The organism is Pseudomonas sp. NPDC088890, from assembly GCF_044900155.1.
GTDB classification, from domain to species: domain Bacteria; phylum Pseudomonadota; class Gammaproteobacteria; order Pseudomonadales; family Pseudomonadaceae; genus Aquipseudomonas; species Aquipseudomonas urmiensis.
Window position 1 is genome coordinate 45471 of sequence record NZ_JBJDNG010000009.1, and the last position, 16343, is coordinate 61813.

The 16343-nt window shown below is 64.3% G+C and carries 9 protein-coding genes; 7 read left to right on the forward strand and 2 right to left on the reverse strand.

Annotation, left to right across the window (positions count from 1 at the left end):
- Positions 1–157: 157 nt before the first annotated feature.
- From ACI2JX_RS18935 to ACI2JX_RS18960, 6 genes are read left to right on the forward strand one after another with little or no spacing between them, the layout of a single operon-like run.
- On the forward strand, positions 158–1750 hold the full coding sequence (locus ACI2JX_RS18935; protein WP_404690820.1) for an ABC transporter substrate-binding protein: 1593 nt from the start codon (positions 158–160) through the stop codon (positions 1748–1750).
- Positions 1747–2736 (forward strand): ABC transporter permease, encoded by a 990-nt coding sequence (locus ACI2JX_RS18940; protein WP_225915596.1) that lies wholly within the window; start codon positions 1747–1749, stop codon positions 2734–2736. Before ACI2JX_RS18935 ends, ACI2JX_RS18940 begins: the two co-directional genes overlap by 4 nt.
- Positions 2733–3596 carry an ABC transporter permease gene (locus ACI2JX_RS18945; RefSeq protein WP_404690730.1) on the forward strand — a complete coding sequence of 288 codons (864 nt, stop codon included), beginning with the start codon at positions 2733–2735 and terminating at the stop codon, positions 3594–3596. Before ACI2JX_RS18940 ends, ACI2JX_RS18945 begins: the two co-directional genes overlap by 4 nt.
- Positions 3593–5305 (forward strand): dipeptide ABC transporter ATP-binding protein, encoded by a 1713-nt coding sequence (locus tag ACI2JX_RS18950; RefSeq protein ID WP_404690731.1) that lies wholly within the window; start codon positions 3593–3595, stop codon positions 5303–5305. Before ACI2JX_RS18945 ends, ACI2JX_RS18950 begins: the two co-directional genes overlap by 4 nt.
- A gap of 10 nt (positions 5306–5315) precedes the next feature.
- Positions 5316–6527, forward strand: a complete 1212-nt coding sequence (locus ACI2JX_RS18955; RefSeq protein ID WP_368973137.1) for an acyl-CoA dehydrogenase family protein — start codon at positions 5316–5318, stop codon at positions 6525–6527.
- Positions 6524–7906: an MFS transporter gene (locus ACI2JX_RS18960; RefSeq protein WP_368973138.1), complete on the forward strand. Its 1383-nt coding sequence runs from the start codon at positions 6524–6526 to the stop codon at positions 7904–7906. The genes ACI2JX_RS18955 and ACI2JX_RS18960 overlap by 4 nt, the downstream gene beginning before the upstream one ends.
- Positions 7907–8023: 117 nt before the next feature.
- On the opposite strand, the gene ACI2JX_RS18965 is transcribed toward ACI2JX_RS18960, so the two are convergent.
- Positions 8024–8722 (reverse strand): pirin family protein, encoded by a 699-nt coding sequence (locus tag ACI2JX_RS18965; protein ID WP_186553281.1) that lies wholly within the window; start codon positions 8720–8722, stop codon positions 8024–8026.
- A gap of 175 nt (positions 8723–8897) precedes the next feature.
- On the opposite strand from ACI2JX_RS18965, the gene ACI2JX_RS18970 reads away from it, so the two are divergent.
- Positions 8898–11414: a UvrD-helicase domain-containing protein gene (locus ACI2JX_RS18970; protein ID WP_404690732.1), complete on the forward strand. Its 2517-nt coding sequence runs from the start codon at positions 8898–8900 to the stop codon at positions 11412–11414.
- A gap of 12 nt (positions 11415–11426) precedes the next feature.
- Here the strand turns inward: ACI2JX_RS18970 and ACI2JX_RS18975 are convergent, their stop codons facing one another.
- On the reverse strand, positions 11427–16286 hold the full coding sequence (locus ACI2JX_RS18975) for a dermonecrotic toxin domain-containing protein (protein WP_404690733.1): 4860 nt from the start codon (positions 16284–16286) through the stop codon (positions 11427–11429).
- Between the last annotated feature and the right edge of the window lie 57 nt (positions 16287–16343).

The following is a 16343-nucleotide window of genomic DNA, read 5'->3' on the forward strand; positions in this document are numbered from 1 at the left end:
TGCCCGCCTTCATTCACTGCAAGCATCGCCAACCCCAATAAAATCAGGCCCTTGAACCCGGCACAACTCCTGCAACAGCCCCTTGACCATCCTTGGGCCTTGCGCAGGAGCGACCTTGAATCATCCAATCCTTCCCCTGATCCCGCTATGTGCCGCCTTGGCCCTGGTCGGCTGCGAGCGCGCCGAGCAGCGCACGGTCCACAGCGACCAGCCGGTGCATGGCGGCACCCTGGTCTACGCAACCGACCGCGAGCCGACTTGCCTCGACCCGCACGTTGCCGGCGATATGCCGCAAGTGTTCGTCGCCCAGCAGTACCTCGACTCGCTGGTGTCGATGGACAGCGACGGACGTATCGGCCCGTGGCTGGCGACTGGCTGGGAGGTCTCCGCCGACGGCTTGCGCTATACCTTCCACCTGCGCCGCGACGTGCGCTTCACCGACGGCACGCCGTTCAATGCCGAGGCGGTCAAGGCCAACCTCGACCATATGGCCGACCCCAAGACCCAATCGAGCACGGCCGGCGGCTATATCCGCCAGTACCGCGGCACCGATGTGCTCGACGACTACACCGCCGTGGTGCGCCTGGCCACGCCCTACGCGGCGTTCCTTGAAGTCTTGGCCCAGGGCTTTCTGGGTATTCAGTCACCCACCGCGCTCAAGCGCAGCCGTGACCAGAACTGCGAAAGCCCCGTGGGCAGCGGCCCGTTCAAGGTGGCCCGTTGGGACCGGCAGAACCAGGTCGAGCTGGTCCGTAACCCGGACTACAACTGGGCGCCGCCTACCGCCAAGCATCAAGGCCCAGCGTATCTGGAGCGGATCGTCTGGAAGTTCATCCAGGAGCCTTCGGTGCGTTTTGCCTCGCTGCAGGCGGGCGAGGTGGATGTGATCGAAACCCTGCCGCCGGAATCCCACGAAGCCGCGCGGCGCAACCCGGACGTCGAGTTGATCGTCGCCCAGCGCCCCGGCAACCCCACCAACGGCACCTTCAACATGCGCCGTGCACCGTTCGACGATATCCGAGTACGCGAGGCGTTCGTGCGCAGCGCCGATGTCGAGGGCGCGCTCAAGAGTGTCTACTTTGGCGAGTTTCCCCGTGCTGCCGGGCCACTGAGCGTGGCCACGCCGTTCTACAGCGGCGATTTCGAAGGCAGCCAGAACTACCAGCCGGCCCGTGCGGCGAAGTTGCTCGATGAAGCTGGCTGGACCGGGCGTGACGGCGACGGCTACCGCACCAAGGATGGTAAGCGCCTGAGCGCCACCGTGCTGATCGGCGCGCGCACACCGCCCTCGGAGCTGACCTTGTGGGAGCAGGTCCAGGCCACCACCCGCCAGGTCGGCCTGGAACTGGTGCTGGACCAGATGAGCGACGCCCAGGTCACCGCGCGCCAGGCGGCCTGGGACTACGACATCCGCACCGGCTACTGGAATACCAATACCCCCGATGTGCTGCGGATCATCTTCAGCTCGGCGTTCGTCCAGCCTGCGGGCGTCGGTGGCTACCACCAGAACTCCTCGGGCTATGCCGACCCCGGCTTCGATGCCTTGCTCGAAAGCGCCCTGGCCACCCAGGACCCGGAGCAGCGCCGGGCCCTCTATTACCGGGCGCAACAGCAGGCGGCCGCGCAGTACCTGCAATTGAACACCTACCCGCAAAGCACGCGCCTGGGTATCTACAAGACCGCCCACGGGGTGCGCCTGGAGCCGTCGTTGGCGGTGACTTATCTGTATGACGCATGGGTGAGCAAATGAGCAGCGCAACTTCCCTGGCAGTGACCGACCCACGCCGCGAACGCCTGGCCGCCCTGGGCCGGCGCGCCGTCATCCGCCTTGCCGGTGGCGTGCTGGTGCTGTGGGCCGTGGCCAGCTTGACCTTCTTCGCCCTGCGCTTGATGCCGGGTGATCCGGTGTTGGCGATCCTCGGCGGCCCTAGTGCCAACCCAAGCCCGGAGACGATCGAAGCCACGCGCAAGGAATACGGCTTGGACCAGCCGCTGGCGGTGCAGTACGTGTTCTACCTCGGCCGCCTGCTACAAGGCGACCTGGGCGTGTCCTACTCGCAACACCAGCCGGTGACCCAGGTGTTGGCGGAGCAGGGCGGGGCAACCCTGGAGCTGACCGTGGCGGCGCTGCTGCTGGCCTGGTTGCTGGTGTTGCTGCTGACGGTGGTGACCGCCGGGCGTGGCAGGCTGGTCGGTGGCCTGGCGTCGATGGCCGAAACCCTGAGCGCGGCATTACCGCACTTCTGGCTCGGCGTGGTGCTGCTGGCGGTGTTCGCCTTTGGCCTGCGCTGGTTCCCGCCGGCGGGCAGCGACAGCTTGGCGAGCCTGGTGCTGCCGGCGTTTTCCCTGGCCATCCCGCTGGCCGGCTTCATTGCCCAGGTAACCCGCGAATCGCTCGAACTGACCCTGGACCAGCCGTTCATCCTCACCGCCCGCAGCCGCGGCTTGAGCGACCTGGCCGTGCGCTTTCGGCATGCCCTGCGCCATGCGCTGCTGCCGGGGGTGTCGTTGTCCGGCTGGGCGATTGGCGCGCTGATCAGCGGCGCGGTGGTGTGCGAGGTGATCTTCTCGCGCAAAGGCGTCGGCCGTCAGCTCTATCAAGCGGTGCAAGTGCAGGACCTGCCACTGGTGATCGGCATCAGCCTGGTGGTGGCTGCCGGCTACGTGCTGGCCAACATTCTGGTCGACTTGCTCTACCAGTGGATCGATCCCCGTCAACAGGAGGCCAAGCCATGAGCGAACTGATCCTTGAGCGGGCGCAGGCCCCGCTGCGCCGGCAACGGCGGCTGCACCTGCCGCCGCTGGGTGCGAGCCTGGCCCTGGTGTTTCTCGCCGGGTTGCTGCTGGCGGCCCTGGCGCCGCAGCTGTTCACCCATATCGACCCACTGGCCATCGTGCCCCGCGAAGCGTTCCAGCCGCCGAGCTGGGCGCACTGGCTGGGCACCGATCAGTCCGGTCGCGATATCTTCGCCCGGGTCATCCACGGTGCCCGCCAGAGCCTGCTGATCGGTGTGGCGGCCACGGCCTTGTCGATGGCCATCGCCATCAGCCTGGGGCTGCTTGGCGGGTTGGGCGGGGCCAAGCTCGACCGTGGGGTCGGTTGGTTGCTAGAAGTGCTGTTCGCCTTTCCCAGCCTGGTGCTGGCGCTGCTGTTCGTGGCGGTGTTCGGCAGCGGCATTGGCCCGCTGATCGTCGCCACCGGCCTGGGCGGCGCCCCGGGCTATGCGCGGATGGTCCGCGGCCAGGTGCTGGCGGTGCGCAATGCCGGCTACATCGAAGCGGCGCGGGCGCTCGGCCATCCGACCTCGCGGATCATTCTGCGCCAGCTCCTGCCCAACGCCATGCGGCCGCTGATCGTCACCCTGACCATGGGCGTTGGTCAGGCCATCGTCTGGGCCTCTGCCCTGAGCTTTCTTGGCCTTGGCGCCCGGCCACCGGCACCGGAGTGGGGGACCATGCTGTCGATGGGCCGCGACTTCATCGCCAACGCCTGGTGGCTGACCTTCTTCCCAGGCCTGTTCATCGTGCTGACCACCTTGGCCACCACGGTGACCGGCCGCTATATCCAACAACGCTTGGAGGGCCGCCTGCCATGACTGACAAAACCCTAATCGTCGAAGGCCTGACGGTGTCCTTCGCCGGCAACAGCGTGGTCCGCGACGTGAGCTTCACCCTGGCCCCGGGGCGCTGCGTGGCGCTGGTCGGTGAATCGGGCTCAGGCAAGAGCGTCAGCGCGCGTAGCCTGGTCGGGCTGACCGGGCCCAACAGTGAAGTGACCGCGCGCCAGCTGAGTTTTGCCGGCCATGACCTGCTTGATTTGAGCGAACGCCAATGGCGCCAGGTGCGCGGCAAGGACATCGGTTTCGTGCTGCAGGATGCGCTGGTCTCGCTCGACCCCTTGCGCCCGGTTGGCAAGGAAATCCTCGAAGTGCTGCAGACCCATCGGTACGGCGACCGTCAGCAGCGCAATGCGCGGGTGCTGGAGCTGCTGGAGCGGGTCGGCGTGCCGGACGTTGCCCTGCGCGCCCGTCAGCGCCCAGGGCAGCTGTCTGGGGGGCTGCGCCAACGCGCGCTAATCGCCAGCGCGCTGGCCCTGGACCCTGCGCTGGTGATCGCCGACGAGCCGACCACGGCCCTGGACGCCACGGTGCAGGCGCAAATCCTTGAAGTGTTCCAGCAGATCAAGGCGCGTGGCGCATCGCTGCTGATCATCAGCCATGACCTGGCGGTGGTCGCCCAGCTGGCCGACGAGGTATTGGTGCTGCGCCATGGCGAGGTGGTGGAGCAGGGACCGATGCAGCAGGTCTTGCGCCAGCCCCGGCATGCCTACACCCAGGCCTTGCTCGCCGCAGTGCCGGCCGAGCATCCGCGTGGCACGCGGCTGTCGCCACAGCCAGCGGGCCTAACCCGCCCAGCCGTTGCCCGCGGGCATGGCGATGTATTGATAGAAGGGCGCGGCCTGGGCAAGCGCTATGCCGGCCCCGATGGCCTGGTGCGGCAAGTGGTGCAGGGCGTTGATTTCACCCTGCGCGCCGGGCGCACCCTGGGCATCGTCGGTGAATCGGGCTCTGGCAAGACCACCATCGCCCGTATCGCCCTGGGCCTGCTGAGCCCCGACGAGGGCCAGGTGCTGTATCGCGGCCAGCCCTGGAACTTGCCGGGCGAGGCGGTCAGCGAAGCCAGCCGACGGCCGCTACGACGGCAGATCAGCGTGATCTACCAAGACCCGCTCGGCTCGTTCGACCCACGCTGGAGCGTGGCGCAGATCCTCGACGATGCCCTGCAAGTGGCGGGTATCGATACCGCCGCGCGGCCGGCGCGCATCGCCTTGCTGCTTAATCAGGTGCGCCTGCCGGCTGAGCTTGCCCAGCGCCGGCCATTGCAATTGTCGGGCGGCCAGCGCCAGCGGGTGGCGATCGCCCGGGCGATTGCCAGCGAACCCCGCCTGATCATCTGCGACGAGCCGGTCTCGGCGCTGGATGTCTCAGTGCAGGCCCAGGTGCTCGACTTGCTGGCTGACCTGCAGGACGAGTTGGGCCTGGCCTACCTGTTCATCTCCCATGACCTGGGGGTGATCCGCCATGTCAGCGACGACGTGCTGGTGATGCGCCATGGCCAGGTGGTCGAGCACGCGCCCGTCGAGCAGCTGTTCGAGCGCCCTGAACATGAATACACCCGCCGCCTGCTCGGCTCGGTGCCGCGCCTGCCGGGCGCCGGCGCCGAACTGGTAGTGCCGCCGCTGGACCTGGAACACGAAGCCTTCGACCTGTTCGATGAATCACGACTGTGGAAAATTGCCATCTAAGGACTGCCCCATGACCACCTTTCAACGTTTCCCTGCCCAGGCACCCGCTGCCACTGTCGCCGCACTCAAAGCGCGTATCGCGGCCTTGCTGCCGGAGATCGCCGCCGGGGCAGCCCTGCGCGAACGCGAGCGCAGCCTGCCGCACGCGGCCATCGCCCAGCTCGCCGCCGCTGGGCTGTACACCGTGCGCATTCCCCAGCAATACGGCGGCCCGGGCGGCAGTGTCAGCGACGTGATCGACGTGTTGTTGCAGGTGGCCTCGGTCGACTCCAACGTTGCCCAAGCCCTGCGCCCTGGCTTTGCCTTCGTCGAGGGGCTGTTGGCCGCAACCGCCGAAGGCGCCGAACAGGAGCGTGAGCGTTGGTTCGCCCGCTACCTTGAGGGCGCGGTGATCGGCAATGCCGGTTGGGAGCTGGGCGGCGCCAATGGCGCCATCGCCGCCCGCCTGGTGCGCGAGGGCGATCATTTTCGCGCCAACGGCAGCAAGTTCTACAGTACCGGGGCGCTGTTCGCCGACTACGTCAGCGCGGTGGCCTTGGATGAGGACGAACAACCGGTGTCGTTCATCCTGCCGCGTGACCGTGAAGGTCTGGAACTGGTCGACGATTTCGACGCCATGGGCCAACGCCTGACCGCCAGCGGCACCACCCATTTGCACAACGTGCGGGTCGAGGCCAGTGATATCCGCACGCGCACGGTGCAAGAAGGCCAGCGCACCATCGTCACCCCGTTCTTGCAGCTGTTTCTCGGCACCGTGCTGGCCGGGATCGCCCGCAATGCCTTGAACGATGCCAGCCAGTTTGCCCGCGAGCATGCCCGGCCGATCAAGCACAGCAGCGCCAGCCGCTCGGTCGATGATCCGTACGTCGAGCTGTCGGTAGGCGATATCGCGGCGCGCGCCTTTGGCGCCGAGGCGCTGGTGCTCAAGGCCGCGGCGAGCATCGACCGGGCCTGGACCGCACAACTTGACGAAGCCGCAGTGGAACAGGCCGCCCTGGACGTGGCGCAGGCCCAATACCTGGTGGCGGAGTTGGCCCTCAAAGCCGCCGAAACGCTGTTCGACGTCGGCGGCGCCTCGACCACTGGCCGCCAGCACAACTTCGATCGACACTGGCGCAATGCCCGCACCGTGGCCAACCACAACCCGCGTCACTGGAAGGCGGCGGTGGTGGGCGCCTGGCAACTCAAAGGCACCCGGCCACCTGTCTCGGGGCTGTTTTGACGGCACAGCCGGCCGCCCTGGTCGGCCATCTGCAAAGCCCCAAGGTGCCGGTGATCATCGGCGCCGCATTGTTCATGGAATTGCTCGACAGCACCGCGGTGATGACCGCGCTGCCGAGCATGGCGGCGGATTTTGGCGAGCCGGGCCTGCGCATGAACCTGGTGGTGTCGCTGTACATGCTGGCCTTGGCCCTGTGCGTGCCACTCAGCGGCTGGGCCGCCGAGCGCTTTCGCCCGCGTCAGGTGATGTTGCTGGCAATGGGGCTGTTCACCGTTGCATCACTGGCGTGCGCCTTGGCCGAGTCGCTCTGGCAGCTGTGCCTGGGGCGCATGTTGCAGGGCGCGGCGGGGGCGCTGATGACCCCGGTGGGGCAGGTGATCATTCTGCGCTGGTCGAGCCGCGAGCAATTGCTCCAGGCCATGTCCTGGCTGGCCTTGCCTGCCTTGGTGGGGCCGCTGCTAGGGCCGTTGCTGGGCGGTTTGTTGGTGACGGCGCTGTCGTGGCACTGGATCTTTTTGATCAACTTGCCAATCTGCCTGCTGGGATGCGTGCTGATCCTCAAGCACGTTCCGGATTTCCCCCCGCGCGCGGTGCCACCGCTGGATGGGCGCGGCTTGCTGCTCAGTGGCGGCGCCCTGGCCCTGCTGGTATTGGGCCTGGAGTCGCTCGGGCTGGGCCAACTGCCACGGATGTGGGCCTTGGCCTTGATCGGCGGCGGCGTAGCTTGCGCCTTGGGTTACCTGCTGCATGCGCGGCGCCATCCCAACCCGCTGGTTGACCTGTCGTTGCTGCGCCTGCGCAGCTTTGGCGTGACCCAGGCCGGCGGCGGGCTGTTTCGCCTTGGTTCGGCGGCGCAGCCCTTCCTGCTGGTGCTGTTGTTGCAGAACTGCCTGGGCATGAGCCCGATGGCTGCGGGCTGGCTGGTGGTCAGCGGCGGCGTCGGCGCCTTGTTGATGAAGCTGCTGGCAGTGCCGCTGGTGCGCCGTTATGGCTATCGCCAGGTGCTCAGCTGTAATGCCGTGCTAAGTGGCGCTGGGATTGCCCTGTGCGCCTGGTTCGACCGGGATACGGCGATCTGGTTGATGGCACTGGTGTTGTTCGTCGCAGGGCTGGTGCGTTCGTTGCAGTTTTCCACCCTGGGGGCGGCAAGCTATCAGGACGTACCGGGGGAGCGCTCGGCGGCTGCCACCTCGCTTGCGTCGATGTCGGGGCAGTTGACCATGGCCATGTCGGTGAGCCTGGCGGGGTTGATGCTGGGGGTGCTGGCGGGGGTGGACGGGCGGACGGAGACGTCGGTGGCGGATGTCACCACGGTCATGCTGGTGTGTGCGGGGTTGTGCGGGGTATCGGGGATGGTGTTTCGGCGTTTGGCCAATTGAGGTACGCGGCCTCCAGGGCCTCATCGCGGGCCAAGCCCGCGCCTACACAATCGGCGAACAACGCGGATCGTGTGGGAGCGGGCTTGCCCCGCGATGAGGTGCTAAAGGGCAGCGTGATCAGGCCACATCGACCAGGACGATCTCGCTGTCCTCGATTGCCGTGACGGTCAACAGCGCTTCCTGCTCGATCGCCAGGCCATCCCGGGCATTGACCCGTACCCCATTGACCTCGACCGCGCCCTTGGCCGGCACCAGGTAGCCGCGGCGGCCCTGGTCAAAGCGGTACTCTGCGCTTTCCCCGGCTTGCAAGGTAGCAGCCACCAGGCGCGCATCGGTGCGGATGCGCAGCTGCTGCTCATCGCCCTCGCGGCCGCTGGCCAGGGTCACGAAGCCTTCGCCGCGCTGGCCTTTAGGGAATGGCCGGGTACCCCAGGACGGCGCATCGCCGACCCGCTGTGGAATGATCCAGATCTGGAAGATCCGCGTATCGACCTGCTCCAGGTTGTACTCGCTGTGCACGATGCCGCTACCGGCACTCATCACCTGGACGTCACCGGCCTCGGTACGGCCTTTGTTACCCAGGCTGTCTTCATGGGTGATGGCGCCTTCACGCACATAGGTGATGATTTCCATGTCGCGGTGCGGATGTGGCGGGAAGCCACTGCCGGCGGCGATCAGGTCGTCGTTCCACACCCGCAGGTTGCCCCAGTGCATCCGCGCCGGATCGTAGTATTCGGCGAACGAGAAGTGATGGTGGGCGTCGAGCCAGCCGTGGTTGGCATGGCCGAGGGTATCGAAGGGTCGCAGTTGCAGCATGATCGTGCTCCTTGAGTCGGTGGAATGGGGCCATGATGCGCGTTTGAATGATCGAAAATAAGCGTAAATATCGGCTAAATATAATCGTATTGATCGATATATAAAGGTGCGGTGCTTTATGCGTTTCATCGCCTAATCCACTGATCTTCAAGCATTCGCTGGTGATTTTTGGCGGATGCGGCGAACATGCACAGCTGATTGGATTTTCAACGGAGTGACCGTGTCACACGAGCAGCCCCTTGTCCCGGCGGACCTGTCTCCGCCTGCCCAACTGCCTTGGTTTCGGCGTCTGGCGGCACGCCTGTTGGGCCGTGGCCTGAGTCGCCTGCAAGCGCAGCACCGCGACTCCTGGTTCCTCGGCCATGCCACGGGCCAGCGCAGCGGCCATACTGATGGCCTGCGCGAGGGTTACGAGCGTGGCCGGGCCGAGGGTTATGAGGCCGGGCGCCAGGTTCTGGTGATCCGCGATACTCGCCCGGAAAACCCTGGGGTACCCGGCCAGGACGACAAACTGTTCGATGACTGGCGCCTACCGCTGAGCGCCGAGCTGAAAAAGCGCTTCAAGGCTGATGTGGCCCAGCGCCTCCCGGCCGAGGCCCAGCCTAGCGCTGCGCAGTGGAAGCTGATTTTCAGCGATACGCCGTCAACCTGTGTGGTGGCCGGGGCGGGCGCGGGCAAGTCGACCTCGCTGGTGCTGCGCATCCTGTTGCTGCGCCATTACCTGGGCTATGAGCTCGACGCCATGACCGTGGTGACCTTCACGCGAGAGTCACGCAAAGACTTCATCAAGCGCTTGCAACAGGTGTTCGCGCTTTGGCAGCTCGACTTGCCAGCGGCCAGCGCCCGCGAGCTGGTGCGTACCTTCCATTCGCGAATCCTGCCGCTGGTTCGCAGCCTGCCTGGCTTTGGCCAGCTGCGCGCCTTCGAAACCCTGGGCAACGAGATGCCAGCCGGCAGTGAGGCAGCCGCCGACAGCAACCCGTTCGACCTGCGCTTGAACGACGCCCAGCGCCAACAGCTCAACCTGTGTTATCGCGACCTGTTGCGCGACAGCCCGCGTTTCGCCGAGCTGATAGGCGCCTTGCGCCGCGAGGCCTTGCAGCTCAAGCCGCTGGACCCGGACCACCCCGACGTGCAAAAGCGCGTGCAGGTGACCCAATTGGCCGCCCAGCGCGACGAAGAGCTGTGCGACGTGATCGAGGATCTGTGGTTCGCCGCCGGTGCCTGGCCGATCAAAGGCATCGAGCCATGCCGCGAAACCGTGCAGATCCGTGGTCACAGCTTCCATGTGCATGGGCGTTTGCAAGGCCAGGATGGCTGGGTGGTGCTGGGCTTCGACCCTAATGAAAGTGCTCAGTATCAGCGTCCGGGGGCCAAGCTTGCGGTGCGCGCAGAGTGGGCGGTAAAACGCACCTTGTTTCAAGCTTTCTGCGATAAGCCACTGATATGGTTAGATAATTATGCAACAGCCAAGCGCCTGGCCGCCTCCTTGGCGGGCGACGCTGTAGCCGGGCCTGGCTTTGAATACAAGGTCAAGGGCGAGCTGGCGCCGGCGCCCTTGCTGGATGCTTTCGTAGCGGCCGCGAGCTTCATCGAGAACCTCGGCCTGGAAGTGGGCGGCGCGGTGACCGCCATGAGCTTCCCGCCAGGTGACAGCGATGGGCAATTCTTCGAGGCCTTGGCGCTGTACTGGCGAGCGTTGGAAGCGCACCTGCTGGCCCAGTCGCCACCGGTCATGACCTACAACCGGATGTTTGCCCTGTTTGGCGAGAACAACCCAGAGAACCTGCAGCTGTTGCCTGATCCATTGCTGCGCCCATTGGCGCATTTGATGATCGATGAGTTCCAGGACGTCTCGCCGCAGATCGTCAGCTGGCTGCGCGCCAGCCTCGCCGAGATTCGCCGGCGCGGCCCAGCGATGCATGTGGGACGCAGTGCCCAGCATTCATCGTTGCTGTGCGTGGGCGATGACTGGCAGTCGATCTATGGTTGGCGCGGCAGCTCGCCGAAGTTCTTCATGGAGTTCACCAAGACCTTCCCGTCACCGGCCAATACCCGGGTGATGCTGGTGGAAAACTACCGCAGCCAGCAGCAGGTCATCGATGCCGCTGAGCATCTGGTCAAAGGCGCGCAGGCGATTTCCGGCAAGAAGGCCCGAGCCACTGGCGTGGCGGCAGCGCTGCCGTTGTCACCGGTGCGGATTTTCGATCGTGATGAGGCGGCCCTTGGCCAGACCGTGATCGAGCACTACGAGCGCGGCGAATCGGTGATGATACTGTTTCGAAAAAGTAGCGATAAGTTGCTGATTTCAGAACATATTCAGGCTGTAGTTAAAGCTGATTCTAGCTTGCCAGCCGAGCAGCGCCGCCTGCGCCAACTGACCTACCACAGCGCCAAGGGCTTGCAGGCCGATGCGGTGTTCATGCTTGGCGACTGCCAGTACCTGACCAGCTCGCCGTACAAGAACCAGGTCTATCGTCTGGCCGATCTTGGCCGCGCTGGCGACGCCCAGCCGTTTGATACTGCGCAGAAAGAAGAAGTGCAGCGCCTGGCCTACGTGGCGGTGACCCGCGCAGTCAGGCACTGCTATTGGCATGTGGAGGCGGCATCTGGCGAGACTGCCAAGTTGCCGCGTGCCTCCAGCCAGGTTGATGGCCGGCAGGTGTTCTTCGAAGACCTGCGCGGCCAGTAGTGGGATGTCAGATTAGCTGTTGGGCCCTCGGTCATTACGATCCAGGGCGGCGGTCAGGCGCAACTGGAGTGCGTGCTCAGCGCGCTCCTTTGCTTGCTTGAACGACGCCCAGGCATCGATCAGCGCTTGCCCCTCAAGCTCAGCCTGACGCAACTGGCCGTTCTCTATGGGGCTGTGCCCTATCGCGGCCGTCAGCGCCTGAGTTACCTCAGGGGTGAGCGCTCCGTCTGTGAGCTCATACACGCCAGAAAGGTAGTTGGAGCCGTGCAGCCAGGCTTCGGTTAGGGCGCTTAGCTGGTCGCCGTATTCACGCTGAAGAAACAGTTGCCAGGTCGGGTGGCGGACCATCCACTCATGTCGGTTGGCGGGTACGCTATCGAGTTCGTATACCCGTTGCTCGACGTTGTACTCAATGGTCCTGGTGATCATTGCCGTCTGTCGATAGAGCATGCCCTGGCTTGGCTCAGGGAAGTTCAGCAAGGCTTCGGGCGCCAGGGCCTGGCGTAAGGCCAACCGAATCTCGATGTCGTCAACCAGCGAGTTGCGCAGGTCTTCGTCACTGATAGCGTCTTCTGGGGCGAGTTCTGGCAGTTCAGGCAGGTTGTCCACGAGGGCCGCCCGGCGTAGCGCTCTGCGCACGGCGATATTGTCGGCTATAGCGTTGACCTGAGCGCGGCGGAACAGCCTGCGGTAGAAGTTGAAGCGGTATTGCGGCGCAAGATCTGCATACTCGGTTTCGTCGAAGGCCAAAACTTCCAATTCCAGCGCACTGAACGCATCGGTCCCAGCATCGCCGCAAGTTGCCGGGTACTCGCGCGCAACCTCTACGATGCGTTGGCGCAACTGGTCATCTTCGGTCACCCGTCCCAGCAGTGCCCACACCCGACGATAAAGGCCTTGCGGGTGATGCAGGGCTTCGGCGGAAAGCGTCAGACGATCCAGAACATCGACCACCGGCTCATTCTCAAGGCTGATCATGAACGCTTCAGCGCGCGCTCGTTGGTGCGCCGAACCTGCCTCCAACCAGCCACCCTCGCTTTCTGATTCGGACACGGAGTGTTCGATAACGCTGATGCCGGATTCACGCAGCCGCAGGGCTTGACCTTCCTGCAATCTGTTGTAATTGAAGTGCCAACGCAGACCGGCGCGCTCATCGCGTAGGCCCTGCGCATACGGTGTGGCAAGCACTGTCTCAATCTCCGGCACCAAGGGGATGGCGTTGTCACTCAGGTCAAGATGGCGCAGTTGATAGTTGCGTTGACTCATCAAGGTGGTCAGCCCTTCGGGCCAGCTGGTCAACTGGGTTCTGCTCAGATTCAGATGTTCCAGGCGCGCCAGGTAACGTACATCAGGGGCGATTCGCAGCGGATTGCCGGCGAGTTCCAGGCGGCTCAGATGCACCATGTCCTGGAAGTAGGCGGCTGTGCTGGCATCGAGCTCGATGGCATTGCGGTTTAGGTCCAGGTATTCCACGGGCAGCTGAGTCAGCGCTCGCAACTGTTCCGCGCTCAACCGCAAGTCATTGTGACGCAGGCTCAGGCTGCGCAACTGCCGCAGTTGCGTGAGCGTTGGCAGCGCATTTGCCGGAAATGTCGCCATCTGATTATTGCGCAGGTCCAGCTCATGCAGGCGCGTGCTGCGGCGCAACGCCTGAAACAGGGTTGTACTGTCTAGTTCAGGGTTCTGGATGACGCGCAAGCGCTCAAGATTGGGGAAGCTCTGCAGAAACGCTTCGGCCACATGACGCACCCCCGCATCACGCACGGTGATGGCAGTAATGTGCTCCATACGCGCCGGCAGTGGGGGCAAGGTTTCCAGCTCAATGGATGTCACCTCCAACGTGGCGCCGGTTTCCCGCCGCCAAGCGCTGCGCACAGCGTCACTGAACACCTCGCGACTTGCCCGTTGCACATCCCCGACTGCCTGCGACCAGGCACTTAGGCTGCTATCAAGGTTGCGCCATTCTTCCTCTAGGACGTTGAGTTGCGTGGCCAGATCGCCGCGCTGGGTGAGCCGCTGGAGCATTGTTTGGCGCTGGCGGGAGTCTAGTGCGGGGTACAAATCGCGTAGACGCCGTGCGCTTGTGCCTTGTCTGCCGCTCAGTGGATAGCCCACGCGTCCATCGCTTAGGCGCAAGGGCGAACGAAAGCCCGGTCTGATTGGTTGTTGGCCAAGCAGTCGGGCAGCCAGCGGGCGGTCATTGGCCAGTAGCGCAAACAGTTGCGCTGGCGTGGCATTGGCCAGATCCGGTCGCTCAACCAGGAGCGCCTCCTCCAACAGGCGTGTGTCGGCGTTTGCCAGCGTTGGGCGGTGCAGGCCGATCAAGGCTCGGTCCAGGCGCACCCTTGATTGCAGCCGCCGCGCTTCCTCGCCAATGCGCAAGGGCACACCACCACTAGCCAGACGCTTGCGCTCCAGTGGCGTGGCGTACTCGACGATTTCCTCAAGGGCAGGGTCTGGCAGGCTGGTGAACTGGCGACCCAGTGTCTGCGCGGCTTCACTGAGCGCCGGGCGATGCCCCAGATACAGGCTCTGGAACATGGCCGTGTGCTGGCCATTGAGGTGATCAGCGAGCTTTTTCTGAAGGTTTTGCGCGCGTAGTTCTTGGGAAGTATTCGGTAACAGGGCGCTGGCAGTTTGGTCGTCCATTTGACTCAACACTGCCGTGGCCAGTTCGCCTTGTTCCAAGTTCGTTCGATGCAGCTGGATTTCCGCACTGCCTTGGCCATACAGGGTAGAGCTTCCCCATAACTCAGGACCATTAAAGACGCGGATCGCGTGGTCCTGCGGCCAGTTTGGCAGTTCCAGCAGCGCCGGGACCGCGTAGTTTTTATAGGCCGCGAGCGAGCGTCCGCCGCCCACGCGGGCAATGATGTCGTCTACTTCGTGGTCAAGCCTGAGCCGGGTGAGCGCGTCTACAAGCAGCGCCGGTGCGGGTTTTGCGCGCATATGGGTGTAACGCAAAACATCCTCGTCAAGGCCGGTGCTACGCAGTGCGCTGATTAGTTGCTGATCAGACAAGCCTGCGCTGGGTGGGCCAAGGCGGCGCAGCAGACGCGCAGTGTCCCAGTCCATGGGCTGTTCGTGCTCAACGCGCCAGGCGCCTTGCTGGTTGTGCTCCAGGCGCGGGCTGTAGGCGTGTGCGTCCTCGGGATGCTTCAGCCGCCAGCTGTTATCGGCGGCTTTGGCCTGCTCATAGAGTTCACCGTCCAAGCGGATGTAGTACTTGCCATCAAGTAGATATTGGCCTTGCTCGTTGGGCTCAAGCGAAGCGGGCAGCTCGACAGGGCTGCGGTAGCCAGTGAGGTTGGCCGACCACAGTCGCTCCTCGCCCTCGACCCACACCCTTTTCATGACATCGACGAATCCGGAAGCTTTGATCAGTGCAGCCCCGCCAGCAAGGGTGCCGACGACTGCAAGATCGACCATGATCGATTCCAGCTGCGCCAAAGCCTCGGCTGTTTCGCCTTCTTCCCAGGCGTGGAGGCCTTGGAAGACGCTTTGCAGGATCTGGCTGGCGCCGACTGCCAACATCACAGTGTTCAGCCCCGGGACGAACATGGCGGCGACGTTGAGTACGTTCAGGCCGACCTCATACCAATGTTTCAGGCGTTCCAGTTGCGCTTTGGCGTCCACCGCTGCGGTCGGCACAGCGATGCATGCCGCATCGCCTTTGAGCCGCAGTACATGCAGTTTGTGCAACGTGGTCCATGGCTGAATAGGTAAGCGCGTGATATTCAGGTCGATTGTTGGGGCGCTACGCGGATGCAGGACCTCGCTGCCATCGAGTTCGCGGCGTTCGAACAGCGCGTGTTGCAGTTTTTTGGCCAGCGCAGGCTGGAGTGGGCCGGGGGCAAGGGCATTGATCTGGCGGCGAAACGTAGTTCTGAGCAACTGCGCTTTGAAATTAGCCATCGCTTCGCGCCGTGACGTGTACTCGCGCAGCGGTTCCTGATCATCGCCTGGGATATAGAGGATCACTGGGTTGATCTGGTCGGGTTGGTCTGGGCCGATCAACAGGACTTCGTGCAGGCCGATATCAAACACACTCAGTCGCCAGCAGTGCAGGGCGGAGTGCTTGTAACGCGGCGTCGGCAGGTTGTTGCTCAGTTGCTGCAGGGCATCCAGGCCGTGGGCGGTTAGCAGCCCTTGCAGCGAGGCGATCCGAGCCCTGACTCGCAGTTCATCTCGGTTCGCTTCTGCCATCAGGGCCTCAAGCGTCTCACCCGCGACGCCGCCATGGATAGTGTCCAGATGCGCTTGATAACGTGCTCCCAGGTCCAGCGTCCGGCAATGCTGGATGAACTGCGCCACAGTCAGGGTGGGCAGTGTTCGAGTGTCTGTGGCGCTGTATTGCAGGGTGCTGTAGGGACCTGCCTGGGAAGTACCGGTAAAATTGTGCAGCGCCGCCTCGAGCAAACTGCGCAGCTGTGGTGAGCCCTTAGGGCGGGTGACGCTGACGTTGGTCTCTCGCTCGGTCGCCACTGGGTATTCAACGTCGATGGGAGATACCCAGCTGTCGCCGATCTCTTCAAAGGGCTGAAAGCTGTACTGGGCTTGATCGACTGGAATGTCGAGGGCCAACCGTTGCTCAAGCAAGGGTGCGCAGAATTCGGTAATGCCTTTGAGCGGTGCCAGTGCTTGTTGCAGCGCTTTGCGGCTTGCATTGCGCTTGGCTATAGCCCTGCGTACGCCATCCTGCCAATCAGGACGAGCGCCGGCAAACCACGGATAGGGCACGCCGTGCTCGTCCAGGTAGTCGTTGCGCAGGCTCTGGATCATCTTGCGGGTGTGGCTTGGGTGTAATTGTTTGCTCCACGCGGGCAGCGTGCGCACGATTTGCGCGTGGTGGTAGGCGGGGGTGCTGGTCATGCGGGTGCTCCTGAAAAGTGGAGCCCCATCAAGCCGTAATCGCTGCCACGCCTTGCG